24 protein-coding genes are annotated in these 24,467 nt (G+C 62.9%); 22 read left to right on the top strand and 2 right to left on the bottom strand.

The genetic code is table 11. The annotated features are described in order from the left end of the window. Nucleotides 1-12: 12 nt before the first annotated feature. The 21 genes from BW970_RS02925 to BW970_RS02825 all read left to right on the top strand — a co-directional run bounded on the left by BW970_RS02925 (nucleotide 13) and on the right by BW970_RS02825 (nucleotide 18,904). The gene (locus tag BW970_RS02925) at nucleotides 13-1,062 is read left to right on the top strand and encodes a replication initiator protein A (protein WP_035746362.1); all 1,050 of its coding nucleotides are present in this window, start codon (nucleotides 13-15) and stop codon (nucleotides 1,060-1,062) included. Continuing rightward, on the top strand, nucleotides 1,059-1,712 hold the full coding sequence (gene parA, locus BW970_RS02920) for a ParA family partition ATPase (RefSeq protein ID WP_076528486.1): 654 nt from the start codon (nucleotides 1,059-1,061) through the stop codon (nucleotides 1,710-1,712). The genes BW970_RS02925 and parA overlap by 4 nt, the downstream gene beginning before the upstream one ends. After that, nucleotides 1,709-1,963 (top strand): hypothetical protein, encoded by a 255-nt coding sequence (locus tag BW970_RS02915; RefSeq protein ID WP_009450548.1) that lies wholly within the window; start codon nucleotides 1,709-1,711, stop codon nucleotides 1,961-1,963. Before parA ends, BW970_RS02915 begins: the two co-directional genes overlap by 4 nt. Next, entirely contained in the window at nucleotides 1,960-2,478 is a 519-nt protein-coding gene (locus BW970_RS02910; protein WP_009450547.1) for a DUF2840 domain-containing protein, read from the top strand. Before BW970_RS02915 ends, BW970_RS02910 begins: the two co-directional genes overlap by 4 nt. Next, entirely contained in the window at nucleotides 2,475-3,020 is a 546-nt protein-coding gene (locus BW970_RS02905) for a S26 family signal peptidase (protein ID WP_076528484.1), read from the top strand. The genes BW970_RS02910 and BW970_RS02905 overlap by 4 nt, the downstream gene beginning before the upstream one ends. A gap of 35 nt (nucleotides 3,021-3,055) precedes the next feature. Next, nucleotides 3,056-3,391: a DUF736 domain-containing protein gene (locus BW970_RS02900; RefSeq protein ID WP_009450545.1), complete on the top strand. Its 336-nt coding sequence runs from the start codon at nucleotides 3,056-3,058 to the stop codon at nucleotides 3,389-3,391. 4 nt (nucleotides 3,392-3,395) lie between these two features. Further along, the gene (locus BW970_RS02895; protein ID WP_076528482.1) at nucleotides 3,396-4,106 is read left to right on the top strand and encodes a lytic transglycosylase domain-containing protein; all 711 of its coding nucleotides are present in this window, start codon (nucleotides 3,396-3,398) and stop codon (nucleotides 4,104-4,106) included. A gap of 313 nt (nucleotides 4,107-4,419) precedes the next feature. Continuing rightward, nucleotides 4,420-6,492: a relaxase/mobilization nuclease domain-containing protein gene (locus tag BW970_RS21280; protein WP_076528480.1), complete on the top strand. Its 2,073-nt coding sequence runs from the start codon at nucleotides 4,420-4,422 to the stop codon at nucleotides 6,490-6,492. Nucleotides 6,493-6,667: 175 nt separating this feature from the next. Beyond that, entirely contained in the window at nucleotides 6,668-8,656 is a 1,989-nt protein-coding gene (locus BW970_RS02885; RefSeq protein ID WP_076528478.1) for a conjugal transfer protein TraG, read from the top strand. A 14-nt stretch (nucleotides 8,657-8,670) separates the two neighbouring features. Next, the gene (locus tag BW970_RS02880) at nucleotides 8,671-9,132 is read left to right on the top strand and encodes a ribbon-helix-helix domain-containing protein (RefSeq protein ID WP_076528476.1); all 462 of its coding nucleotides are present in this window, start codon (nucleotides 8,671-8,673) and stop codon (nucleotides 9,130-9,132) included. Nucleotides 9,133-9,326: 194 nt separating this feature from the next. Then, entirely contained in the window at nucleotides 9,327-10,271 is a 945-nt protein-coding gene (trbB, locus tag BW970_RS02875) for a P-type conjugative transfer ATPase TrbB (RefSeq protein WP_443093463.1), read from the top strand. After that, complete coding sequence (locus BW970_RS02870; RefSeq protein WP_076528472.1) at nucleotides 10,268-10,600, top strand: TrbC/VirB2 family type IV secretion system protein; 333 nt, start codon at nucleotides 10,268-10,270, stop codon at nucleotides 10,598-10,600. Before trbB ends, BW970_RS02870 begins: the two co-directional genes overlap by 4 nt. Next, nucleotides 10,600-10,881, top strand: coding sequence for a VirB3 family type IV secretion system protein (locus BW970_RS02865; RefSeq protein WP_035746326.1), 282 nt, complete (start codon nucleotides 10,600-10,602; stop codon nucleotides 10,879-10,881). The genes BW970_RS02870 and BW970_RS02865 overlap by 1 nt, the downstream gene beginning before the upstream one ends. A 10-nt stretch (nucleotides 10,882-10,891) precedes the next feature. Then, complete coding sequence (gene trbE, locus BW970_RS02860) at nucleotides 10,892-13,399, top strand: conjugal transfer protein TrbE (protein WP_076528471.1); 2,508 nt, start codon at nucleotides 10,892-10,894, stop codon at nucleotides 13,397-13,399. Beyond that, nucleotides 13,396-14,178 (top strand): P-type conjugative transfer protein TrbJ, encoded by a 783-nt coding sequence (trbJ, locus tag BW970_RS02855; RefSeq protein ID WP_009450535.1) that lies wholly within the window; start codon nucleotides 13,396-13,398, stop codon nucleotides 14,176-14,178. Before trbE ends, trbJ begins: the two co-directional genes overlap by 4 nt. Before the next feature lie 20 nt (nucleotides 14,179-14,198). Continuing rightward, complete coding sequence (gene trbK-alt / locus BW970_RS02850) at nucleotides 14,199-14,486, top strand: putative entry exclusion protein TrbK-alt (protein WP_035746321.1); 288 nt, start codon at nucleotides 14,199-14,201, stop codon at nucleotides 14,484-14,486. Nucleotides 14,487-14,489: 3 nt separating this feature from the next. Continuing rightward, the gene (gene trbL, locus BW970_RS02845) at nucleotides 14,490-15,854 is read left to right on the top strand and encodes a P-type conjugative transfer protein TrbL (protein WP_076528469.1); all 1,365 of its coding nucleotides are present in this window, start codon (nucleotides 14,490-14,492) and stop codon (nucleotides 15,852-15,854) included. Further along, nucleotides 15,851-16,540, top strand: a complete 690-nt coding sequence (gene trbF / locus BW970_RS02840) for a conjugal transfer protein TrbF (protein ID WP_076528467.1) — start codon at nucleotides 15,851-15,853, stop codon at nucleotides 16,538-16,540. Before trbL ends, trbF begins: the two co-directional genes overlap by 4 nt. Beyond that, the gene (gene trbG / locus BW970_RS02835) at nucleotides 16,537-17,550 is read left to right on the top strand and encodes a P-type conjugative transfer protein TrbG (protein WP_076528465.1); all 1,014 of its coding nucleotides are present in this window, start codon (nucleotides 16,537-16,539) and stop codon (nucleotides 17,548-17,550) included. Before trbF ends, trbG begins: the two co-directional genes overlap by 4 nt. Continuing rightward, nucleotides 17,547-18,680 (top strand): TraB/TrbI/VirB10 family type IV secretion system protein, encoded by a 1,134-nt coding sequence (locus BW970_RS02830; protein WP_076528463.1) that lies wholly within the window; start codon nucleotides 17,547-17,549, stop codon nucleotides 18,678-18,680. The genes trbG and BW970_RS02830 overlap by 4 nt, the downstream gene beginning before the upstream one ends. Before the next feature lie 2 nt (nucleotides 18,681-18,682). Beyond that, a complete protein-coding gene (locus tag BW970_RS02825) occupies nucleotides 18,683-18,904 on the top strand; it encodes a DUF2274 domain-containing protein (protein WP_020818575.1) in 222 nt (73 codons plus the stop codon). On the opposite strand, the gene BW970_RS02820 is transcribed toward BW970_RS02825, so the two are convergent. Then, nucleotides 18,899-19,528: a TetR/AcrR family transcriptional regulator gene (locus BW970_RS02820; protein WP_076528462.1), complete on the bottom strand. Its 630-nt coding sequence runs from the start codon at nucleotides 19,526-19,528 to the stop codon at nucleotides 18,899-18,901. The two genes, BW970_RS02825 and BW970_RS02820, sit on opposite strands and share 6 nt — an antisense overlap. Nucleotides 19,529-19,735: 207 nt before the next feature. Here BW970_RS02820 and BW970_RS02815 point away from each other — a divergent pair, with 207 nt between their 5' ends. Further along, nucleotides 19,736-20,713: a LysR family transcriptional regulator gene (locus BW970_RS02815; RefSeq protein ID WP_076528460.1), complete on the top strand. Its 978-nt coding sequence runs from the start codon at nucleotides 19,736-19,738 to the stop codon at nucleotides 20,711-20,713. Between the two features lie 38 nt (nucleotides 20,714-20,751). Here BW970_RS02815 and BW970_RS02810 read toward each other — a convergent pair whose 3' ends face one another. Next, entirely contained in the window at nucleotides 20,752-24,462 is a 3,711-nt protein-coding gene (locus BW970_RS02810; RefSeq protein WP_076528458.1) for an AAA family ATPase, read from the bottom strand. Between the last annotated feature and the right edge of the window lie 5 nt (nucleotides 24,463-24,467).

Raw genomic sequence — 24,467 nt, 5'->3', positions numbered from 1 at the left:
GCGCAGGATCTCATGGCCTATCCTTTCTTTTCCCTTTCCAAATCGCACCGTATCCGCCCGATTGACTTTGCCTTGGGCAACGTCTCGATCCGTGTCGAAGCTGTTCCCGATCACGGTATGGCGACGATCTGGGACGCCGATATACTGATCTGGGCGGCCAGCCAGATCGTGGAAGCGCGGGACGCCGGTCTGCGCACGTCGCGCCTGATGGCGGCAACGCCCTATGAAATCCTGACATTCACAGGGCGCGGAACCTCCCTGAGGGACTATCAGCGCCTGAAGGCGGCGCTGGACCGGCTGCAATCGACCACGGTTGCAACCTCGATCCGCCAGCGCGCGAATGGACGGCGACATCGCTTTTCGTGGATCAACGAATGGCACGAGCGGACCGATGCCAATGGCCGTCCGGACGGCATCGAGATGATCGTGCCCGACTGGTTCTACAGTGCGGTTCTGGATGACGCCCTGATCCTCACCATCGACCGGGCCTATTTCAATCTGACCGGCGGGTTGGATCGCTGGCTCTATCGCCTGGTGCGCAAGCATGGTGGGCGACAGAAAAACGGTTGGCGGTTCGACTTCCGTCACCTGCACCAGAAATCGGGCAGTCTGTCGCCGTTCAAGCGCTTCGCCTTCGAGCTGCGCGACATTATCCGCCGCCAGCCACTGCCCGGCTACACCCTGTTCGCCGAGGTCGAAACCGGCGGCCGGATGCTGCTCGCTTTCGAGCCTGTCCCGGCCTGTGGAAAACCTGTGGATAGTCTCGTGCTATCGGGAACCCGGACTATCGTGCCATCAGGAACCGGAGGCTCGTGCTATCGGGAACCCAAACACCTCCTATCCTTCGGTAACAAAAGCGAAAATCGCGCCCTTAACTTAGAGTCTAACACAGAATCTAACTTTGAAGAGCGGCGGCGCGATGTGGAAAAGCTCATCGCGAAGGCTGGTGCGGCCCTCAGATCGGGTGCCCATAAAGGCAAGCTGACACCCCCAAAGCAAGGATCGCCCGCGTCAACAAGCACGCCTGAACTTCCTCTTGGCAAGCCGGGAGGACAGCGATGATCGTCGCTCTCCTCAATCAGAAAGGCGGTGTCGGAAAAACCACGTTGGCGCTGCATCTCGCCGGTGCGTGGGCTGCGGAAGGCAAACGCGTCATCCTGATCGACGCCGATCCGCAAGGCTCCGCACTCGACTGGTCGCAGCGGCGTGGCCATGAAGGGCTGCCAAGGCTGTTCAGTGTCATCGGCCTGGCCCGCGATACGCTGCACCGGGAAGCGCCGGAGCTGGCGCGTGACGCCGACCATGTCGTCATCGATGGTCCGCCCCGTGTCGCTGGTCTGATGCGCTCAGCGCTGCTTGCACCCGATCTGGTGCTGGTCCCGGTGCAGCCATCTCCTTTCGACGGCTGGGCCTCCGCCGAGATGCTGGCGCTTCTGAACGAAGCACGCATCTATCGTCCTGAACTGGCCGCCCGTTTTCTGCTGAACCGATGCGCTGCGCGCACCGTCATCGCCCGCGAAACGGCTGAGACACTGGCGGACCAAGATCCGCCGTTGCTGGCCACGACCATCGGCCAGCGCGTCGCCTTTGCTGAAGCCGCACAAACTGGGCGACTGGTCTCAGAGACCGATGGCGGCGAACGGGCTGCACAGGAGGTCACAGCGCTGGTGGCCGAGATCGATAGCCTCGGGATCGGGAGGATTGTGCGATGACACGTCCACCCGCCAAATCCGGCTTCGCATCGCGTCCGGGTAATCCCGATAGCTGGGTCAGGGCCGCCGATGCGCCGGCAACCGGAAAGATGGCTGCCGAGGCGTTTACCGCCCGCCTGACCATCGACATCACACCCGAACTGCGCGGGCGCATCAAGGTGGCCGCTTTCCGGCGCGGCGTCACCGTCGCCGTGATGCTGCGCGAGCTGCTGGGCCGCGAGTTTCCACCCACCGAAGGAGACCGGCCATGACCGGCAAAACCGGGCGTGGTGCGCATGAACATCCGCTGGCGGACGGTCCAGCGCCCTTCACCACACTTGTCGAACTGGCCTTCCAGAAGCGGAAGGTTGAGCACTGGATACGCTTCGGCCACAAGAGCTTTGAGCAGATCATCGACCGCCGCCGCAGTCTCGTCGGCTTCGCACCCGAAAGCATCTTCGCCTTCGTCCGCTGGGCCTCCAACGACTACGGCACCATCGTTTCGCGGCTCGACATCCTGCGCGCTGTCGGGCGTGGCGAGCCGTTCCAGACCGTGCCCTTCGTTCGCCCCGGCGGCGAGATCCTGCTGCGTATTGATGGCTGGCCAAAGGTGCAGCAAGCGCTGGCCGCCATCGACGCCGTGGACGCGCTTGGCGTCGATCCTGCGGATGCTGCGCCGGACCATTGGCGGCACGTCCACAACCGCATGATCGCCGGTCAGGACCCCAACCCCTACACGCCGGAACGCCATGCCGCATGGGTCAGCCGCCGGAGGATCGCACCATGAGCCGCCGTCATATCCTCGCCGTGTCCATGTTGGCCGTCGGTACGCTTGTCGCCACGGCCGTTGCCGATCCGCCAGCCAGGCTGATCTGGAATGCGACCGCCAGCGCGCCCATCGGCTTCTACACAGTTGTTCCTGCCGATGTGGTCGAAGTTCCTGAACTCGTCGTCATCGCGCCGCCCGAACCGCTGGAGCGGTTCATGGTCGAGCGCGGCTATATCGGGCGGGACGTGCCGCTGCTGAAACGCGTCCTCGGCTTGCCGGGACAGCGCGTCTGCCGCAGCGGTGCGACGATCACCGTCGATAACGTCGAGATGGGCGATGCACTGGAGCGCGACCGGATGGGACGCGATCTGCCGGTCTGGCAGGGCTGCCGCATCATCCGCGGCGGCGAACTCTTCCTCATGAATTGGGAAATCCGGGACAGCCTCGACGGCCGTTACTTCGGACCTGTTCCCGCCAGTTCCGTCATCGGCCGGGCGCTTCCGCTCTGGACCGATGAGGAAGGCGATGGCCGCTACGAATGGCGGGCGGTCACGCATTGAACCCACGCCAAACCCACCAACACAGGAGACATACCATGCCACAGATCGGTCAATTTGCGCGTGACGCATCCGGCTTCGCCGGTCAGCTCGTCACGCTCACCATGAAGCGCGATCTCGTCATCGTGCCCGCTGAACATTCCGATGCGGAGAATGCGCCGGACTATCGCGTCCATTACATTGAGCATGACGGTCCCGAGGTCGGTGCTGCATGGAAACGCACCGGCGAAAAGGCTGGCGAATATCTCTCGGTGCTGCTCGACGATCCGGCCTTACCGCACCCGATCCGCGCCAACCTGTTCCGCGACGACGATGCAGGCTCGTCATGGTCGCTGCACTGGAGCCGCCCGCGGCCCCGCGAAGATCGCGACTGAGATCATGCGATCCCGCACCTTTCTTCTCTTCACGGCCCTGCTGTCGGCTGGCAGCGGCTCGATGCCGGCCATGGCGCAGGTCACGCTGCAACCTGCGCCTGTCACCGCGCATCCCCATGCTGCGTTCATTGCCGAGGCGTCACAGCGTTTCGGCATTCCAGAGCACTGGATTCGAGCCGTGCTGCGCGTGGAAAGCGCGGGCGATGTGCGCGCAATTTCATCGGCGGGCGCGATGGGACTGATGCAGGTCATGCCCGATACCTGGGCGGGCCTGCGCCGCCGCCATGGTCTCGGGCGCGACCCTTACGATCCGCGCGATAACATCTTCGCAGGCACGGCGTATCTGCGCGAGATGTGGGACCGCTATGGCAATGTTGCGGCCATGCTTGCCGCCTACAATGCTGGTCCCGGTCGCTATGACGAGCATCTGGCGACGGGCCGCACTTTGCCCGCTGAAACGCGCGCCTATGTCGCCACGCTCGCACCTGTTCTTGGCAGGGCGGCTGCGCCTGATGTGCCGACGATCGTGCCGCCGCCACCGCCGGATTGGCGCGAAGCTCCGCTCTTCGTTGTGCAATCCAGCGGCCATTCGGCGACGGCCAATCAACCGTCGAACGACGTCCGCGCAACCGTTCCTATGCGCGTTTCCGTCGATCAGGAGCCGCAGGACGGCGGCATATTCGTGGCCCGTGCGGGCAATGGAGACGAGCCATGAGCATGGTGTCTCCACGCACTTTCGGTCCGCTTCCGGTGTGCAGTCAGGCAAGGGGTCGCCTGGCTGCATTCCCGGCAGGAAGGGCAAAAAGGGGAAGAAAGGCGGAGGGCAAGATAAAGGAAACAGGCACCCTGTCGGGCTTGTTTCTGGGCAAGCCCTTGTCTGCACACTGCTTTGGGGCGCGGCGCACGGCACCCTGCTTTTGGGCCTCGCGTGCCGCGATATGGCGCAAAGCCTTGGCTTTACTGGGTTTTGACCGGCACTATAGCCGAAGATTAGCCGTTTGCGTGCCTGAACGGCATGGGATGCGCTCATGAGCGCCGACGACGAGAACCGCTTTCGCCCCAGGCCGGGCTGGATCAAATTCGACGTGCCGAAAGCGGGCAAAGCCAAGAGCTTTCTGACGCAGGCAAAAAAGCTGGCGCGTCAGCATAGCAACGGTCCCGGTCGATCATCATCATTCGCATCACGGACTTCCTCGTCGTCTTCATCTGGTTCGGCCGGAAAGAGCGGGAAGGCATCGCGGGCGAGCAAAGGTCCGGGCGTCAAGCGTGGCCGTGGCGCGGCCTATGTCCGCGCCCGAACCCTGTCGGGCGGGTGGCGTCACAGCGCAGCCGGAGTGCGCCGCGTCGTCGTCAAAACCCGGTACGTCCAGAGCGCGGGGAAGAGCGGCAAAGGGACCGCCCATCTGCGCTACATCCAGCGCGACGGCACCTCGCGCGATGGCGAACGTGGCCAGCTCTATTCCGCCACGGAGGACCGCGCCGATGGAGATGCCTTCCTTGATCGCGGCAAGGACGATCGCCACCAGTTCCGCTTTATCGTTTCGCCAGAAGATGCCGCCGATCTTTCCGACCTCACCGAACACACCCGCGATCTGATGAGCCGCATCGAGGCCGACCTTGGCACGAAACTCGATTGGGTGGCGGTCAATCACCACAATACCGGCCATCCCCATGTCCATGTCATTGTTCGGGGGAAGGACGATCTGGGCGAGAACCTGGTTATCAATGGCGACTATCTCGCCAATGGTATTCGTGAGCGGGCGAGCGAACTGACCACGCTGGAACTCGGCCCCGTGATCGAGATCGAGCAGAGCCGCAAGCTGTCTGCCGAAATCGATCAGGACCGCTTCACGCGCATCGACCGCGCCATGACCGAGGAAGCCGACGAAAGGTTCCTCGATCTGCGCCACGAACCGGCAGATGCACGCCGCCAGTTCAACCGCACACTTCGCCTGCGCCGTCTCGCCAAGCTGGAAAAGATGGGGCTGGCTACGGAACATGCACCCGGCGTCTGGGAGCTTGGCGCGAAGATGGAACCGGCGCTGCGTGAACTCGGCGAGCGCGGCGACATCATCCGTAACATGCAAGAGGCGCTGAAGGTCGATGGGCAGGAACGTGAGCCGATGACCTTCCAGCTTCACGATGCCGCACCCGCGGCGCCCATCACCGGCCGCGTCGTGGACAAATATCTCGCCGACGAAATGGGCGAGAACCTGACGCTCGTGGTGGACGGCATCGACGGGCGAACACACCATCTTCCCGGCATTGATCCGGCCCGCGTCGAAGATGCCCGGATCGGCAGCATCGTGGAAGTCGGTCCCGCCGATACAGCACAACGTCCCTCTGATCGCACCATCGCTGCGATCTCGGAAAATGGTATCTACCGACCGAGCCGCCACCTCGAACAGGCGAAGTTCGAGGGACGTGTGCCGGGTGGCGATTATGAGGGCTATGTCGATGCCCATGTCCGGCGATTGGAGTCGCTACGCCGGGCCGGGATTGCCGAGCGGATCGACGCCGACCAGTGGCGCATCCCCGAAGACTTCGAGAGCCGCGCCACCGCCTATGATGCCGGTCGCAACCGGCAGGCCAGCATCCGTGTCGTCTCGACCTTCGATCTGGAAAAACAGATCGGCGCCGATGGCGCGACCTGGCTGGACCGGCGATTGGTCACACCGGACGCCTCGGACCTTACCCCGGCAGGGTTCGGCCAGCAGGTGCGCGAGGCTATGGACCAGCGGCGTGAACACCATATCGCACAGGGCGATGCCACGCGGCAGCAGAATGGACGCATCCTCTATCGGCGCAACCTGCTCGCCAATCTGCGAGAAAGGGAAGTGGCCCGCGTCGGTGCGGAAATGGCCAGCAGCAAAGGCTTGCCGTTCCGGGCGGCTGCCGATGGCGAAAATATCAGCGGCAAGTTCACCGGGATCGCACATCTATCGAGCGGCAAGTTCGCCATTGTCGAAAAGAGCCACGAGTTCACTCTTGTCCCATGGCGGCCAGTGATCGACCGCCAGCTCGGCCGCGAGGTTGCGGGCATCGTGCAGGGTGGATCGGTATCGTGGCAAATGGGGCGAACACGAGGGCTCGGGATTTGAGCCTTTGCCGATCTGGCACCTCGCAAATTGTTCTGTCGACATCGGCATCTGAAAGGGCCTGTCCGATGTGCCGCCGATAGTATCCGGCAACACGGCATCCCTGCTTTTCCTGTTGCCGCTTTCGAAAACGTCTATTCTTTGATCGGCTCCGACTCTCTTGCCGATTGGAGCCTGTATGCGTGGTGGCCGAATACTCTGGGGCCAGATCATTGTCGTATTCACCATTGTCCTGGTGATGGTCTGGACTTCGACACAATGGGTGGCCTTCCGCCTTGGCTTTCAGCCCCAGCTCGGCAATCCATGGTTCGATGTTGCGGGATGGCCGGTCTATTATCCTCCGGCCTTCTTCTGGTGGTGGTTTTCCTATGACGCCTATGCGCCCGGTATTTTCACCGAGGGCGCGTTCATCGCCACGTCCGGGGCGTTGTTCGCTATCGCCGCCGCTTTTTTCATGTCGATCATCCGGGCGCGCGAGGCGCGCAACGTCGCCACCTACGGTTCTGCGCGATGGGCCGAGGACAAGGAAATCCATGCTGCCGGACTGCTCGGTCCCGATGGCGTGGTCCTTGGCAGGCACAGCAAGGACTATCTCCGGCACGACGGCCCCGAGCATGTCCTTTGTTTCGCGCCCACCCGATCAGGCAAAGGCGTCGGTCTCGTTGTGCCGACGCTGCTGACCTGGCCGGGAAGTTGCATCGTGCACGACATCAAGGGGGAGAACTGGAATCTGACGGCCGGCTTCCGGTCCCATCACGGCCGCGTCCTGCTGTTCGATCCGACCAATGTGCATTCCGCAGCTTACAACCCGCTGCTGGAAGTCCGTCAGGGGGAGTGGGAAGTCCGCGATGTCCAGAACATCGCGGATATTCTGGTCGATCCCGAGGGCAGTCTCGACAAGCGCAACCATTGGGAAAAGACCAGCCATTCGCTACTGGTCGGCGCCATCCTGCATGTTCTCTATGCCGAGAAGGACAAGACGCTGGCGGGGGTCGCGAGCTTTCTGTCCGATCCGCGCCGTCCGGTCGAGGCGACCTTGCGCGCCATGATGGACACGCCGCATCTGGGCGAAGCCGGTGTGCATCCCGTCATCGCCTCATCGGCACGCGAACTGCTTAACAAGTCCGAGAACGAACGCTCCGGCGTGCTGTCCACGGCGATGTCCTTTCTCGGTCTCTACCGAGATCCGGTCGTGGCCCGCGTGACGGCCCGCTGCGACTGGCGCATTGCTGATCTGGTCGGAGCAAAAGAACCGGTCAGCCTCTACCTCGTCGTACCGCCCTCGGACATCAACCGGACCAAGCCGCTGATCCGTCTGATCCTCAATCAGGTCGGGCGGCGGCTGACCGAGGAACTGGAAACCACCGGAAAACGCCATCGTCTCCTGTTGATGCTGGACGAGTTCCCCGCGCTCGGGCGGCTTGATTTCTTTGAATCGGCGCTCGCCTTCATGGCCGGCTACGGCCTCAAAGCGTTCCTGATCGCGCAGTCGCTCAACCAGATCGAGCGCGCCTATGGGCAGAACAATGCCATTCTCGACAACTGCCATGTGCGTGTCGCCTTTGCTGCCAACGATGAACGCACCGCCAAACGGATCAGTGACGCGCTCGGCACGGCCACGGAAATGCGCGATTCCACCAACTATGCGGGCCATCGCCTCGCGCCATGGCTGGGGCACCTTATGGTGTCGCGGCAGGAAACGGCGCGGCCACTCCTGACACCGGGCGAAATCATGCAGCTTCCGCCAACCGACGAGATCGTCATGGTAGCGGGTGTGCCGCCCATCCGCGCCGCCAAGGCGCGCTACTATGCCGATGCGCGGCTTCAGGAACGGGTGCTGCCGCCGCCCGATCTACGCAAGCAGTCGGTGAAGATGGAAACATCGGCACCAGACGACTGGACGAGCCGTGTTGTTACGCCCACGGTTGGCCACGGACCCGCGTCGAACACGTCCGACGGCGATCCTGCCAATGCCGGTATCCGTCGTGAGCCGGAGCTTCCCGAGCATGAGGAAATCATCCCGGCACCACCGCCGCCATCGCAGGAGTTCGACTTTCTCGATGATGAGCCCGACGTCGATGCCGCCAAGGCCCGCGCCATGCGTCAGCGGATGCGCATGGTCGCGCGGCAGGCATCTCTCGACCCCAATGACGGCATCGACCTTTGAGAAGGAAGACAGGCATGACGAGCCGCACCCGCATGAACGTCTACTTCTCCCCGGATCTGCTGAAGCAGGTCGAAGGCCTGGCGCTGCGCCGCAATGTTTCCAAATCCGCAGTGATCGAGGCGGCGGTCGCATCCTTCCTGTCCGGTGACACGACCGAACGGCTGGAAGCCGCAATGTCGCGACGCCTGGACAAGCTTGGCCGCCAGTTCGACATGCTGGACGAAGATGTCGCCATCCTCGGCGAGACGCTTTCGCTGTTCGTACAATTCTGGCTCACCATGACGCCGCCGCTGTCAGACAGCGCGAAACAGTCGGCACGCATCAAGGGCAACGAGCGCTTCGAAGGCTTCATGCAGACGCTGGGCAAGCGTCTTGCAACTGGCGACAGGTTCCTGAAAGAACTATCACGGGATGTGGATACGCCCCACGATCATTCGGCGCAACGCCAGGCTGAAGCCGATGGAAACCAGCCCTGAACGTTCGATCCATCCGATTTGCCGCCGTCAGCCGCCGATGCCCGCATGCGCACAAACATCTGTTGAAACGGCCCTAAATCAGGTTCTTTTAATCGACCCCAATCCGGGGTCCGTCTTTTGCGCGTCCCGCCATGAACGGGGCCGCCATGACCGCATCACATCAGAAACCCGAGACGATTGCGCGTGGTGCGCGGATGCTGCGCACCGCACTCGGGGCATCGATTGCCCGGTTTCTGGAAGATCCGGCTGTCGTCGAGGTGATGCTGAACCCCGATGGCCGCATCTGGGTGGATCGGCTCTCCGAAGGTCTGGCCAATACGGGGGAGAGGCTGTCTGCGGCTGATGGCGAGCGGATCGTCCGGTTGGTCGCCCATCATGTTGGCGTCGAAGTTCATACCCGAAGTCCGCGTGTATCGGCCGAACTGCCTGAGACCGGAGAGCGCTTCGAAGGGTTGCTGCCGCCTGTTGTCACGGCGCCGACCTTTGCCATCCGCAAGCCCGCCGTCGCGGTGTTCACGCTCGACGACTATGTAAACGCCGGGATCATGACCAGCCCTCAGGCCGAGGTGTTGCGCCTGAACGTCGCCACGCGGGCCAATATCCTCGTCGCGGGCGGCACCTCCACTGGCAAGACCACGCTGACCAACGCGCTGCTGGCAGAAGTCGCCAAGACTTCGGATCGCGTCGTGATCATTGAAGACACGCGCGAACTGCAATGCGCCGCGCCTAATCTCGTCGCCATGCGCACCAAGGATGGCGTGGCGACGCTCTCCGATCTGGTGCGCTCCTCGCTGCGCCTGCGTCCTGATCGCATCCCGGTCGGGGAGGTGCGCGGGTCCGAAGCCCTCGATCTGCTCAAAGCATGGGGCACCGGCCATCCGGGCGGAATCGGCACCATCCATGCCGGTTCCGGCATTGGCGCGCTGCGACGCCTCGAACAGCTCATCCAGGAAGCCGTCATCACCGTCCCGCGCGCCCTGATCGCCGAAACCATCGACCTTGTCGCTGTTCTTGCCGGACGTGGATCGTCCCGCCGCCTGGTCGAACTCGCCCGCGTCGATGGGCTGGGTCCGGACGGTGACTACGCCATCACGCATCCCAGTACTTTGGCAACCACCCCGAAAGGAAACCCTTCATGATCCGCTCGATTTCACGCGGCTGCCGCATCATGGCAACCGCCGCTGCCACTGTTTCCATCAGTCTGATGCTGGCGCCTGCCGCACACGCCTCCGGCTCCTCCATGCCCTGGGAGGCCCCGCTTCAGTCGATCCTCCAGTCGATCGAGGGTCCTGTCGCCAAGATCATCGCCGTCATCGTCATCATCGCCACCGGCCTGGCGCTGGCCTTCGGTGATACCTCCGGCGGCTTCCGCCGCCTGATCCAGATCGTCTTCGGCCTGTCCATCGCCTTCGCCGCGTCGAGCTTCTTCCTGTCGTTCTTCTCGTTCGGCGGCGGGGCGCTCATCTGATGGCGGGCGGGTTTGAACAGCTCGATGCGGTGCCGGGCTTCTCCATCCCGGTTCACCGGGCGCTGACCGAGCATATCCTGCTCGGCGGCGCACCGCGTTCGATTGCCATCGTCAACGGCACGCTGGCCGGCGCCGTCGGCCTCGGCCTTCGTCTCTGGCTGGTTGGCATCGCCATCTGGGCGGTCGGTCATTTCCTCGCGGTATGGGCTGCCAAACGCGATCCGCTTTTTGTCGAGGTGGGCCGTAAGCATCTGCGCATACCCGGTCATCTGTCGGTGTGAGGGCGCAGCCATGATGAACCTCACCGAATATCGCCGTACCGCTACCCGCCTCGCGGATTTCCTGCCCTGGGCCGCGCTGGTTGGCTCGGGCGTCGTGCTGAACAAGGACGGCAGTTTCCAGAGGACTGCGAAGTTTCGCGGGCCGGATCTGGATTCCGCTGTTGCCGCCGAACTGGTCGCGGTCGCCGGGCGTATCAACAACGCCGTGCGCCGCCTCGGCTCCGGCTGGTCGATCTTTGTTGAGGCACAACGAAGCGAAGCCGCGACCTATCCCGGCAGCCAATTTCCTGATCCGGCCTCCGCTCTTCTCGATGCCGAGCGCAAAGCTGCCTTCGAGGAAGCGGGCACGCATTTCGTGTCAGGCTACTTCCTGACCTTCCTCTGGCTGCCACCCGCCGAAGATGCGGCTCGCGCCGAGACCTGGCTCTACGAGGGCCGTGAGCAATCCGGCGTCAATCCATGGGAGCTGATGCGCGGCTTCATCGACCGCACCGACCGCGTGCTGGCGCTGCTCGACGGCTTCATGCCCGAATGCCACTGGATCGATGACGCGGGCACGCTGACCTATCTCCATTCCACTATTTCCACGAACCGCCATCGTGTTCGCGTGCCCGAAGTGCCCATGCACTTCGATGCGCTGCTGGCCGATCAGCCGCTGACTGGCGGGTTGGAACCGCGCCTTGGTGACAAGCATCTGCGCGTCCTGACCATTATCGGCTTTCCGACAGCGACCACGCCCGGCCTGCTCGACGAGATGAACCGGCTCGCGTTCCCGTATCGCTGGTCCACCCGCGCCATCCTGATGGACAAGACGGACGCGACGAAACTCCTCACCAAAATCCGCCGTCAATGGTTCGCCAAGAGAAAATCCATCGCCGCGATCCTCAAGGAGGTGATGACCAACGAGCAATCGGCGCTGGTGGACACCGATGCGTCCAACAAGGCGCTCGATGCCGACATGGCCTTGCAGGAACTGGGCGCTGACGTCGCCGGCATGGCCTATGTCACAGCAACCGTCACCGTCTGGGACGCCGACCCCCGTATCGCCGACGAGAAGCTGCGTCTGGTCGAGAAGATCATTCAGGGCCGTGACTTCACGGCCATGCCGGAAACTGTCAATGCCGTCGATGCCTGGCTAGGCTCGATCCCCGGACATGCCTACGCCAATGTCCGGCAGCCGCCGATCTCGACGCTCAACCTCGCCCACATGATCCCTCTATCGGCCGTGTGGGCGGGGCCGGAACGGAACGAACATCTCGGAGCGCCCCCCTTGCTGTACGGCAAGACCGAAGGTTCGACTCCGTTCCGGCTTTCCCTTCATGTCGGCGACGTGGGCCATACCCTCGTCGTCGGCCCGACCGGCGCGGGCAAGTCCGTGCTGCTGGCGCTGATGGCGCTGCAATTTCGCCGCTATGATCGCAGCCAGATTTTCGCTTTCGATTTCGGGGGATCGATCCGGGCATCCGCGCTCGCCATGGGTGGCGACTGGCATGATCTCGGCGGTGGATTGACCGAGGGATCGGAGGTTTCCGTTTCCCTGCAACCGCTGGCGCGGATCGATGATGCCTATGAACGGTCATGGGCCGCTGACTGGATCGCCGCGATCCTGATGCGTGAAGGCATGATCATCACGCCGGAGGTGAAGGAGCACATCTGGACGGCGCTGACATCGCTGGCATCCGCCCCGGCGGGGGAACGGACCATCACCGGCCTTGCCGTGCTGCTGCAATCCAACGATCTGAAACAGGCGTTGCGCCCTTACTGCATTGGCGGCGCCTATGGCCGGTTGCTCGACGCCGAGGCCGAACATCTCGGATCAGCCGATGTACAGGCCTTCGAGATCGAGGGGCTGGTCGGCACTGGGGCTGCGCCTGCCGTCCTGTCCTATCTGTTTCATCGGATCGGCGACCGGCTCGACGGTCGGCCAACCCTGCTCATCATCGACGAAGGCTGGCTGGCGCTCGATGACGAGGGGTTCGCCAACCAGCTGCGCGAATGGCTGAAGACACTCAGGAAGAAGAACGCTTCCGTCATCTTCGCCACGCAATCGCTCTCGGACATTGACGGCAGCAATATCGCGCCCGCCATCATCGAAAGCTGCCCGACGCGGCTGCTTCTCCCGAATGAACGCGCCATCGAGCCGCAGATCACGGCAATCTACCGCCGCTTCGGCCTCAATGACCGGCAAATCGAGATCCTCGCGCGGGCCACGCCAAAGCGGGACTATTACTGCCAATCGCGGCGCGGCAATCGCCTGTTCGAGCTTGGCCTCAGCGAAGTCGGCCTCGCGCTCTGCGCCGCATCATCCAAATCCGATCAGACCCGTATCGCCGAACTCGTCGCCGAGCATGGGCAGGACGGTTTTCTCGCGGCCTGGCTGCGCCATCGCGGCGTCGAATGGGCCGTCGATCTGATCCCGAACCTCACAAATCTTGTCGAACGGACAGAGCCCGCTCGGCCGGTCGCGCCAGACCAAATCCATCCAGATGACAGCCAAGAAAAGGAGACCCTGCCATGATCCGTATCCCCGTTTCCCGATATGTCAGTGCATCCGTGCTGGCGCTGACGCTCGCCATGCCTGTTGCACTGTCGCCCATGCTGGCAAGCCCCGCTCACGCTTTTGGCTTCGGCCGCATCGTCTATGATCCGACCAACTATGCGCAGAACCTTCTGACTGCCGCACGTACGCTGGAGCAGATCAACCACCAGATCACCTCGCTTCAGAATGAAGCGCAGATGCTCATCAATCAGGCGAAGAATCTCGCCAGTCTGCCATATTCCTCGCTCCAGACTTTGCAGCAGAATGTCCAGCGCACGCAGCAGCTTCTGGCCCAGGCGCAGAACATTGCCTTCGACGTGCAGAACGTCGATCAAATGTTCCAACAGAAATACGGCAAGGTTTCGCTGTCCGCGACCGACGCCCAGCTCGTCGCCGATGCGCGGTCCCGCTGGCAGAATACGGTCGGCGGTTTGCAGGACGCCATGCGCGTGCAGGCTGGTGTCGTCGGAAATATCGACACCAACCGCGCTGAAATGTCCGCCCTTGTCGGGCAGAGCCAGAACGCCACCGGCGCGTTACAGGCGACACAGGCGGGCAATCAGCTTCTCGCGCTCCAGTCGCAGCAGCTTTCCGACCTGATCGCGCTGATGTCCGCCAATGGTCGCTCCGAAGCCCTGATCGAAGCCGAGCGTGCCACCGCCGCCGAACAAGGCCGCATCCAGCGCGAGCGCTTTCTGACGCCGGGATCGGGCTATCAGCCCGGCAATGCCCGGATGTTCGGCAACGGCAACAACTGACCGGACAAGAGGGGCGCGACATGGACGGCAAGATGCTGGCCCGGCTGGGCGCGATCATATTCGTGGCCATCGCCATCACCGCGACGGTGATCGAAATGACACGCGAGGACGAACCAGCACAGCCCCGCGCGGCGCCGGCGCTTCAGGCGCCTGCCGATCCGCTGCGCCAGAGCCTGCGCCACTGCCAGCAGTTAGGCGAGGCCGCCGTGAACGATCCCGGCTGCCTCGCCACCTGGGCCGAGAACCGCGACCGGTTCCTCGGCCGGACGCCGGTGCCCGCCGCCCCGCATCAGAACGGGGGACAGTGAACCATGGGCGGCACCGGCGTTATCGACAACTTTCTGGGTGTTTTCACCAGTTACATCGACAGCGGCTTCGGCCTGCTTGGCGGCGAGGTCGCCTTCATCGCCACCACCCTGATCGTCATCGACGTGACGCTCGCGGCACTGTTCTGGTCCTGGGGTGCGGATGACGACATCATCGCCCGGCTGGTCAAGAAGACGCTCTTCGTCGGGGTCTTCGCATACCTGATCGGCAACTGGAACAATCTCGCCCAGATCATCTTCGACAGCTTCGCCGGTCTTGGCCTGAAAGGTTCGGGCACCAGCTTTTCCGCCGCCGATCTGCTGCGGCCCGGCAAGGTGGCGCAGACTGGCCTCGATGCCGGTCGCCCGCTGCTCGAATCCATCTCGGACATGATGGGTTATTGGTCGTTTTTCGAGAACTTCATCCAGATCGCCTGCCTGATGTTCGCCTGGGCGCTGGTACTGCTGGCCTTCTTCATTCTCGCCGTGCAGCTCTTCGTCACGCTGATCGAGTTCAAGCTGACCACGCTGGCGGGCTTTGTCCTCATCCCCTTCGGCCTCTTCGGCAAGACCGCCTTCATGGCCGAGCGCGTTCTTGGCAATGTCGTCTCCTCCGGCATCAAGGTGCTGGTGCTGGCCGTCATCATCGGCATCGGCTCGACATTGTTCTCGCAGTTTACGGCCGGTTTTGGCGGCGTGACGCCGACCATCGACGACGCCATGGCGATCGTGCTGGCCGCACTTTCCCTTCTCGGCCTCGGCATCTTCGGTCCCGGCATCGCTTCCGGTCTTGTTTCTGGCGGCCCGCAGCTTGGCGCAGGTGCAGCAGTTGGAACCGGTCTCGCCGCTGGCGGCATGATGCTTGCCGGCGGCGCTGCCGCAGGCATGGCCACGAAGGGAGGGGCAGCGGCGCTGTCGGGTGGAACTGCGGCTGTCCGTGGCGGTGCTGCCGCCGCAGGTGCGGCGAGCGCCGCCTACAGTGTCGGTTCGCTTGGCCAGTCCGGCGCTGCCGGTGTTGCCTCCGGCCTCGGCGGTGTTGCCCGCGCGGCAGCCTCCGCCGCCGCATCACCCCTGAAACGGACGGCCTCGAAAGCAGCGGAAAACGTCAAATCCAGCTTCTCCGATGGCGCGCGCGCCGGGCTCGGCGTCACCGGTGGATCGTCCTCGCAGGGAACCATTGGCGGTACGAGCGTGGCCGGCGCTGCCGCACCCGCCTCCGTACCGGCGGGCGGCCCACCTGCATGGGCGCAGCAGATGCACCGCCGCCAGGCGCTCAATCACGGCACGACCATGGCCGCCCATGCCGTCCGCTCCGGTGACGGCCACGGCGGCGGCTCTTCCGTCAACATTTCCGAAAGTGACCGCTCATGAACATCTTCAGACGTCCAGCGACCCATTACGGCAAATCGCCCGAACCCGAGACGCCTTACCAGAAAGCCGCGCAAGTCTGGGACGAGCGCATCGGCTCGGCTCGCGTGCAGGCCAAGAACTGGCGCTATATGGCCTTCGGCTCGCTGATCCTCTCGGCGGGCTTCGCTGCCGCGCTTGTGCTGCAATCGGCGCGAGGGACCGTCGTGCCCTGGGTGGTGCAGGTCGATAATCTCGGCCAGGCCCAGACCGTCGCCGCAGCCACGGCCGATTACCGCCCGACCGATCCGCAGATCGCCTTTCATCTGGGCCGCTTCATCGAGCAGACGCGCTCGATCCCAGCGGATGCCATCATCGTGCGCCAGAACTGGCTGCGCGCCTATGAGTTCACCACGGACAGGGGAGCGGCCGCGCTCAACGACTATGCCCGCGCCAATGATCCGTTCACCCGTGTCGGGCGTCAGCAGATCGCAGTCGAGGTTTCCAGCGTCATCCGCGCCTCGAACGACAGCTTCCGCGTCGCCTGGACCGAGCGGCACTACGAGAATGGGCAGCTGTCCACGACAGAGCGCTGGACAGCGATTCTGACCATCGTGATCCAGACGCCGCGTGATGCCGAGCGTCTGCGTGCCAATCCACTCGGCATCTATATCAATGCAATCTCATGGTCACGGGAGATGAGCCAATGACCATCGCGTCTTCCCGCAATTCCGCCTTGCCGGTTTTCCGTAAACCCGCCTTTGCAGCTTTGTTGCTTTCGGTCACCATGCTGGCAGGCTGCGCCACCAACAAGACGCCGCAGTTCAGCTATGATGCCGATGTGCCGGCGTTGCCCGTCGTGCCGACCGCTGTCACCGATGACCGGCCTCGGCCGCTTCACACGCCGCCGGCCTGGACGGTCGCACGCGGCGGAACCGCTGCCGGAACACCGGCAGGCCGGGTAGAGAACGCAAATGCCGCCGCCCGCGTCGAGCCGCGCCGCGAGGGTTACTATAACGCCATCCAGATCTATCCCTGGTCGGAAGGCGCGCTCTATCAGGTTTATGCCGCACCGGGCCAGATCACCAATATTGCGCTGGAGCCGGGCGAAAGCCTGACCGGCGCGGGACCGATCGCGGCGGGAGACACCGCCCGCTGGATCATTGGCGATACCGAGAGCGGGAGCGGTACGTCGCGCCGAGTCCATATTCTCGTCAAACCATCCCGATCCGACATCTCAACCAATCTCGTGGTGACGACCGATCGGCGCACCTACATGATCGAGCTGCGCGCCCGTGAGGCGCTCTACATGCCGTCCGTATCCTGGTCTTATCCGGCGCTGCCTGCCGGTCAGCGCCAAACCGTTCCCGCAGCACCCATCATCCCGGTCGAGGCGGCACGCAACTATCGTTACGGCCTGACCGGAGATACGCCGCCATGGCGGCCGATTTCCGTCTTCGACGATGGCCGCCGTGTCTATGTCGTTTTCCCGCGCGGCATCGTGCAGGGAGAGATGCCACCGATTTTCATCATCGGCTCCGAGGGCGAGACCCAGATCGTCAATTCCCGTGTTCACCAGAACGTCTTGATCGTCGATCGGCTGTTCGGAGCGGCTGAGCTGCGTCTTGGTAGCGGCAAACAGCAGCAGACGGTCAGGATCGTTCGCATCGAGCAAAGGCAAGCTGCCCAGCCCGCTAAAACCGGGGAGCAACCGTCATGAGTGAAGAGGCTACTACCAACCCAACGCCGATGCGTCTGCGTGCCGAGCCGCCGCGCGTCACGCGCCTGTCGCGCAAGATGCTGGCCGGTGCCGGGGCTGTTGCGCTCCTCGGCATCGGCGGGGCGCTGATCTATGCGCTCCAGACGCGCGACATGAGCGGAAACGGTGAAGAACTCTATTCGACCGAGAACCGCGGCACGGCAGATGGACTGGCGGGGCTGCCGAAGGATTATACCGGGCCGGTCTTGGGGCCGGCATTGCCGGGCGATCTCGGTGGCCCGATCCTCGACGCCCAGAACAGGGGGCAACCCGTTACGCCGCCCACTATAGCAACACCAACCCGTGATCCTGCCGAGGAGCGACGTCTTGCCGAGGAAGAAGCCGCACGTCTTAGCACCGTGTTCTTCCAGTCGGGGCAGAGATCAGCGACGACGCCTGGCTCCAATATGCTGGGCCTTGCTGGCCTTGACCTTGGTGGCCAGCCCGCAACACAGGACCGCCACACGGCATTTCTGAATGGGCCGGTGGAACGGCAGACCGTTGCCATGGATCGGATCATGGCGCCAGCCTCGCCCTACATCCTTCAGGCAGGGGCCGTAATCCCGGCGGCGATGATTACCGGCATCCGCTCGGACCTTCCCGGCCAGATCACCGCGCAGGTCACGGAAAATGTCTATGACAGCCCGACCGGCAGCCTGCTCCTGATCCCGCAGGGAACGCGCATCATCGGTCAGTATGACGCCGCGGTGCAATTCGGTCAGCGCCGCGTGCTGCTGGTCTGGAACCGCCTGATCCTGCCCAATGGCCGCTCCATCGTGCTGGAGCGCCAGCCCGGTGCGGACGCTTCCGGCTATGCCGGGCTGGAAGATGGCGTTGATTACCACTGGTGGGATCTGATGAAGGCGGCGGGGCTGTCCACGCTGCTCGGCATCGGCACGGAACTGGCGACCGACGACGAGGATCGTCTGATTCGCGCTATCCGCGACGGAGCGCAGGATACCATCAATCAGGCCGGGCAACAGATCGTCCAGCGCCAGTTGCAGGTCGCGCCGACCCTGACGATCCGGCCGGGCTACCCGGTCAGGGTCATCGTTACCCGCGATCTCGTACTCGAACCTTACAGGAACTGACCATGACGAAGCTGAAACTCGGCCCCCTCATCGAAGACAAGCCCGTGAAGGTGACCGTGGAACTGCCGGGGCCGCTGCATCGCGATCTTGTCGCCTATGCCGAAGTGCTGGCTCGCGAAACCGGCCAGCCCGCTGCCGATCCTGTCAGGCTGATTGTGCCGATGTTGGAACGGTTCATCGCCACGGATCGGGGTTTTGCCAGTGCCCGAAGATCGCGCTCATGAGGTGCTGCGCGATTCATGGCGCGTCGCGGCGATGATTTCCATGAGCGTGTCGACGGCCTCGCGCGCCGCGTTCCATTTAACGGACTGGTCCATTTCCCGGTTCTGAAGGGTGAGGCTCACCGCGCCATGTACCGTTGACCAGAACATGAAGCTGTAGCGGCTCAGATCCATGCCGGGCAAAAAACCTTGGTCCTGAGAGCAGCGAAGTCCCGTCAGCAATAGATTTAGTATCTGTCTTCCAGCTGCGCCCGACCATGGATCATCGCTGCCTCCGAGTCGTGGCGGCGGTGTGAACATCAGCCGGTACAGCGTGGGGCTTTCCAGTGCAAAGCGGACATAGGCATAGCTGCCATCACGCAAATAGCCGAATGGATTGCCGCGCATCTGTTCGAAGACGGCCAGCTTTTCTCTGTAGAGCCGGTTGAACCCTTCTTCCCGAACGGCGCGCAGCAAGGCGCTCTTGTTGCGGAAATGGCCGTAAAGCGCTGGTGCTGTGCAACCGATGGCATGCGCGACCGCAGTCAGCGGTACGTCGAGGTCGCCACGCTCTGACAGCAGCCGGATCGTTTCGTCGATCGCACGACGAGCAATATCAAGGTCTTGCTCTTTCCGGGGACGGGCCATTCCGATGCCTGTTGCAACTTGTCGTAAAAACTAAACGACATTTACTTTTTTCGTTGACGGCTTGGATGTCAAGAAGCAGCATTCTGTAACTGAACGTCGTTTAGTTTGAGGATGTGCGGAGAGCCGATGAACGCACACAGATCGATTTTCGCGCTGATGATGGCGGGGTGCCCGTCAGAAACCGAACGCTGTTTCGGATGATGCACCATGGCTGTGATCGGAAACAATCAGACCTCGCCTGATGATAGCCTCACAAAGGTCGTTGAGGGGAAACCCGGCACATCTGCGGTCCGGCTGAACCAGTTGCGATATTTTGTTGCCGCCGTTGATTATGGGAGTTTTCGCAAGGCTGCTGCCGCGCTTTCTGTGCAGGAATCCTCCATCAGCCGACGAATCCGTGATCTCGAAGATGAACTCGGGGCGTCGCTTTTCATGCGTCATGCTGGTGGGGTGCGGTTGACCGTTGCCGGGCGGGAATTCCTGCGCAACGCCCGCCATGCGCTTCGTCAGATCGACATCGGGGTGACCAAGGTGGCAGCGGTTGGCCGGGCGGAACAAGGCCTTATCAAGGTAGGGATATTTTCATCTCTCGCGTCAGGATTTCTGTTCGATCTGCTGCGTGATTTTGGGGAGCGTCACCCGAAGGTGCATGTAGACATCATTGATGGCAATCCACCTGAACACGTCGCTGCAGTGCGCAAACTTTGCCTGGATGTCGCATTCATCACCGGAACGGCGGCCTGGGATGACTGTGAGGCCGAGCATATGTGGTGCGAAAAGGTTTTCGTGGTGCTGCCCGATGATCACCCGTTGGCGAACAAACCCGACCTTGGATGGGCCGATTTGGCATCCGAGCGGTTCATCGTGAGCGATGTTGCGCCGGGACAGGAGATCCATGACTATTTGGTGGCCCATCTTGCCGGCCTCGGACGCGGTCTCGACATTCAATCGCAGCAGGTCGGCCGCGACAATATTCTATCGCTTGTCGCTCTCGGTCGAGGCCTCACTCTGACGAGCGAAGCGACGACCGTCGCGCAGTTTCCGGGGGTCACCTATCGGGAACTTGCGGGTGAGATCCTGCCGTTCAGCATGGTCTGGTCTGCCCAAAACGATAATCCGGCATGTCGACGGTTGATGAGCTTGGCTCGCTCGATGACAGGTTTTCCGGGAGGAAATAGGGTTTAAGGGCCTGTTCGGTCGGAGGCGCCGGGCCGCTGCTCACCTCAACCCTGGCAGACCTCGATGGCGCTTTTCCCGCCCCCCTGTTTGTGCACGGCGATTCGGGTGGGGATGCGCTCCTTCATGGCCTCGACATGGCTAATGACACCGACCTGACGGCCCTGGGATTGCAGGCTTTCCAGTGCATCAATAGCCAGGTCCAGGCTGCCTGCGTCGAGTGATCCGAACCCCTCGTCGATGAATAATGTCGCCGCGAGACCACCTTTGCCGCCCATTCGCGAAAGGGCGAGCGCAAGGGCGAGCGACACCAGGAAGCGCTCGCCGCCTGAAAGGCTACGCGTGGCACGGGCCTCGCCGCCCATGTCGCAATCTTCGACCTGCAGTGCGAGATCAGCCGCGCGGCGCAGACGGTAACGCGGATTGAGGTCCGACAGATGGTGGTTGGCGTGATCGACCAACACGTCCAGCGTGATGGATTGCGCGACCCTGGCAAATTTGTCCCCACTGCGAGAACCCGCTGCGTGGTTTACAGCCTCCCAGATATCCAGTTCGGAGCGAGCTTGGGCAATTTCCACCTCCAGCCCGGCAAGCGCGGTCCGCGCTGCAATATCGCGTTGGAGTTCCCCGTCGATTGCCCCGATCCTTTCAGCGCGCGTCTGGTTGGCGGCATCCAGCACCGAAAGTGCCTCTGCCAGAGCCTCGGGTGGATCTTCGGGCAGGCCAGCAGCTTCAGCGTCGGCGTGATCTTTGCGCCGAGAGTCCAAAGTGGCGCGAGCCGAAGTGACGGAATCGTCGAGTGCACGAAGCCGTTGACGCAAGTTGGCGACGTCCGTTGCCGGGAGACCAAAAAGAGTGTCCAGATCAGCCGGGGCCAGATCCGTGCTGGCCAATGCCTCGGCAAGCGCCGACTGTGCGATTTCCTGCGCCTGATTTGCGCCCGTCATTTCAGTAGCAGCGGCCTCGGCCTTGGCGCGAGCAGCGGCCCAGGCAGCCGTAGCTTCCGCCAGAGCATTTCGGGCCGCATCCAGTGCGGCAGCAGCGCCTTTGCGTGCTTCGTTGTGACGGGTACGATGCGTGGCAGTAACTTCGCCGCCTAAAAGAGGTGCACGTTCGTCCTGGAGGGTCTGCAGCGTATTCAATCGAGCCGTGACAGCTTCATTCGCTTCGCCAAACTGTTTTGCGGCGTTTTCAGACCGGCTTTCCGCCTTTGCAAGCTGGGGCGCCAACGCGACAAGTGTGGCCGAGTTGCTATCACGAACCTTGCGTAGCTGGGTGACTTCCGCGACCCGGCTTTCCAACCGACCCGACAGACCGGGAATGGCCAGGTTTTCTCCTACCTGCTCCAGAATCGGAGAAATCGCGGTAGCATGACGAAGACTCTCCGCTTCAGCGGTTTCGGCTGCACGCAGGTCCAGCATTTGAAGGCTGGTCGCATTGGCAAGCTCGCCGTTCCAAGTTTCGCGCGCGGAGGTATGACCGGCAATGATCTTGCGCAAACCTTCGCGCTGGCTGGTCGTGCTGGCCAGTGAGTTCCGCAGTCTGGAAAGTTCCACTTGAGCTGCAGCTTCGGCTTGCCGAGCGGTTTCTGTCGTATCCAGCAAAGTGGCGAGATATGCGCGATCTTCGCCGGGTTCCTTGGGCAGAGCGGGGCAATTTGGTACGGCCAACGCCCGGTTGTATGCATCCTGCCAATGAGCCCATGTGGTGGCTATCATCGCTTCGGCTGTCTGCGCATTCCTTCCGGCGTGTTCCAACTCTCCCTGTGCACGATCCTGAGCGCGCAGTGCCGCGGCCTGTTCATTGCGAGCATTCTCGACGGCTGCGCGTGCCGCAGCCAGGTCGGCGCGTAGCCCTGCGGCCAGCTCGGCCAGTGCGCTATCGGCATGCGTTAGATGTTCAGGGGATCCGCAAACCGGGCATGGTTCTCCCGGCTCCAGCCGCAAGCGCAGTTCTCGCGCGGCATCCGACGCCGCTATGTCAGCGCGTTCGGTAGGAGCGATTAGGGCCGCGACCTGCGCGCTCGCGGTTGTCATGGCCTCGGCAGCAGCGCCTGCTTTGGCTTGGGCAGTGGCCAGGGCCTCTTTTGCAGTTTCGGCGGTTTTTTCTGCCGCCGCAAAATCCGATCGGGCAGAACCGTGCTCCTGCTCGGCGCGGCGCATATCTGCAAGGGCAGTGGCAAGCGTCTGAAGTTCACTTCCTCTTTCCGGCGGATGAGTAGTCTCGAGTGTGCTGAGGCGGCCTGCCAGGTTGGCGGCTTCGTTGGTCAGCCTGACTTCATCTGCCGTGTCGTTCTCGGTCCGGGTGGCGAGTTCGGCCAGTGCGACGGTCAATCGCTCGATCTCAGCCTGATGGGTGTCACTGTTGCTCCTTGCCCGTGTCAGCGCGGACTGCGCTTCGTCATGCGCCACAATATGCTGGCGGATTTGCAACCAGTTATCGGCCAATGCACAATCAGAGGAACGTTCGGCGAGTTCCGCTTCGGTCGCCTGCAGAGTTTCGCGGGCTTTGGAATCTTCTTGTTGCAAGTCCTGAAGCGCAATTCGGGCCTGCTCGGCTTCTTGTTCCAATGCCTCAGCTTGCGAACGGGCGGTTTTCACCTCAGTCGTGGCGGAAGTGATACGACTGTCGAGCGCGGCGGCCTGATCCCAGAGCGGGCCAAATATCTTGAACTCATTCTCGCGCGCTGTGTGTTCGTCCTCCGCCTGCCGGGTCACTTCCTGTAGCGCATTGGCTTTCGCGGCAGTGTCGTTGGAATATTCGGTGGTTGCCGCTACTGAGCTGGTGGCATTTTTTACCCGGTCCCTGGCATCTCGCAGGGTTTGCCATTGAGCGCGCAGCGGGGTTGCCTGGTCAATGCGGGCGAGTTGTGCGCGATCAACACTGGCCTCGGCCTGACTGGTCACAGCCTGTTCGAGCGTGGACTCCGCGAGCCCGACTTGCCGGGATGTTTCAGCATAACGGGTATGGCATGCCAAGGCATCCTTGAGGGTCTTGGCCTCTGCACCTGCTGCCTGATTGGCTTCGGTTATGACAAGCCGTTCGGCCTCCAGTGTTGCACGGTCCTCATCCGTCAATATTTGATGGCCCTCGCGTCGCTGGATCAGCACCCCATGCGCCTGACGGGCGGCCTCGGTGCGTTCATAGATCCGCGATGATACCGCTCGGTAGAGCCCAGTGCCCGTCACTTTCTCCAACAGGCCCGCGCGATCATTGGTGTCGGCGCGAAGAAAGGCATCGAAGTCGCCTTGAGCGAGCAAGACAGTGCGGCGGAACTCGTCGTAGGAAAAGCCGGTTAGCTCGGTGATTTGGTCGCTGACGATTGTGATCTGGCTGGCCAGTACCTGCCCGTCAGAGATCCGAGCCAGCGAGCGTGAGACGTTCTGCAACTGCCCGTCGACCTTATCGCGGGCGCGGCGCGCCTGCCAACGGGCGACATAATCGTGTCCGTCGCGAGCGGTGAAACGAACCTCGGCCCAACCCTGGGCGGCACCCCGACGCAAGATGGCGCGGGAATCGCGCGCCTTGATGGCCTTGCCGGACGGATCGGGGACTTCGTCGCCCGCGGATCCTGCCAGGCGCGGGGCATCGCCATAAAGCGCCAGGCACATGGCGTCCAGGATCGAGGATTTGCCAGCCCCTGTCTCGCCGGTGATGACGAACAGACCAGCGCCCGCCAATGGTGCTGCGGTGAAGTCGATAGCGAACGGCTGGGCAAGGCTTGCGATATTCTGGCCCGAAATGGAGAGGATGCGCATGGGAT

The organism is Gemmobacter megaterium, assembly GCF_900156815.1.
Lineage (GTDB): Bacteria > Pseudomonadota > Alphaproteobacteria > Rhodobacterales > Rhodobacteraceae > Wagnerdoeblera > Wagnerdoeblera megaterium.
The sequence above is the reverse complement of the archived record's forward strand: the minus strand, read 5'-3'. Positions and strand labels throughout refer to the sequence as shown.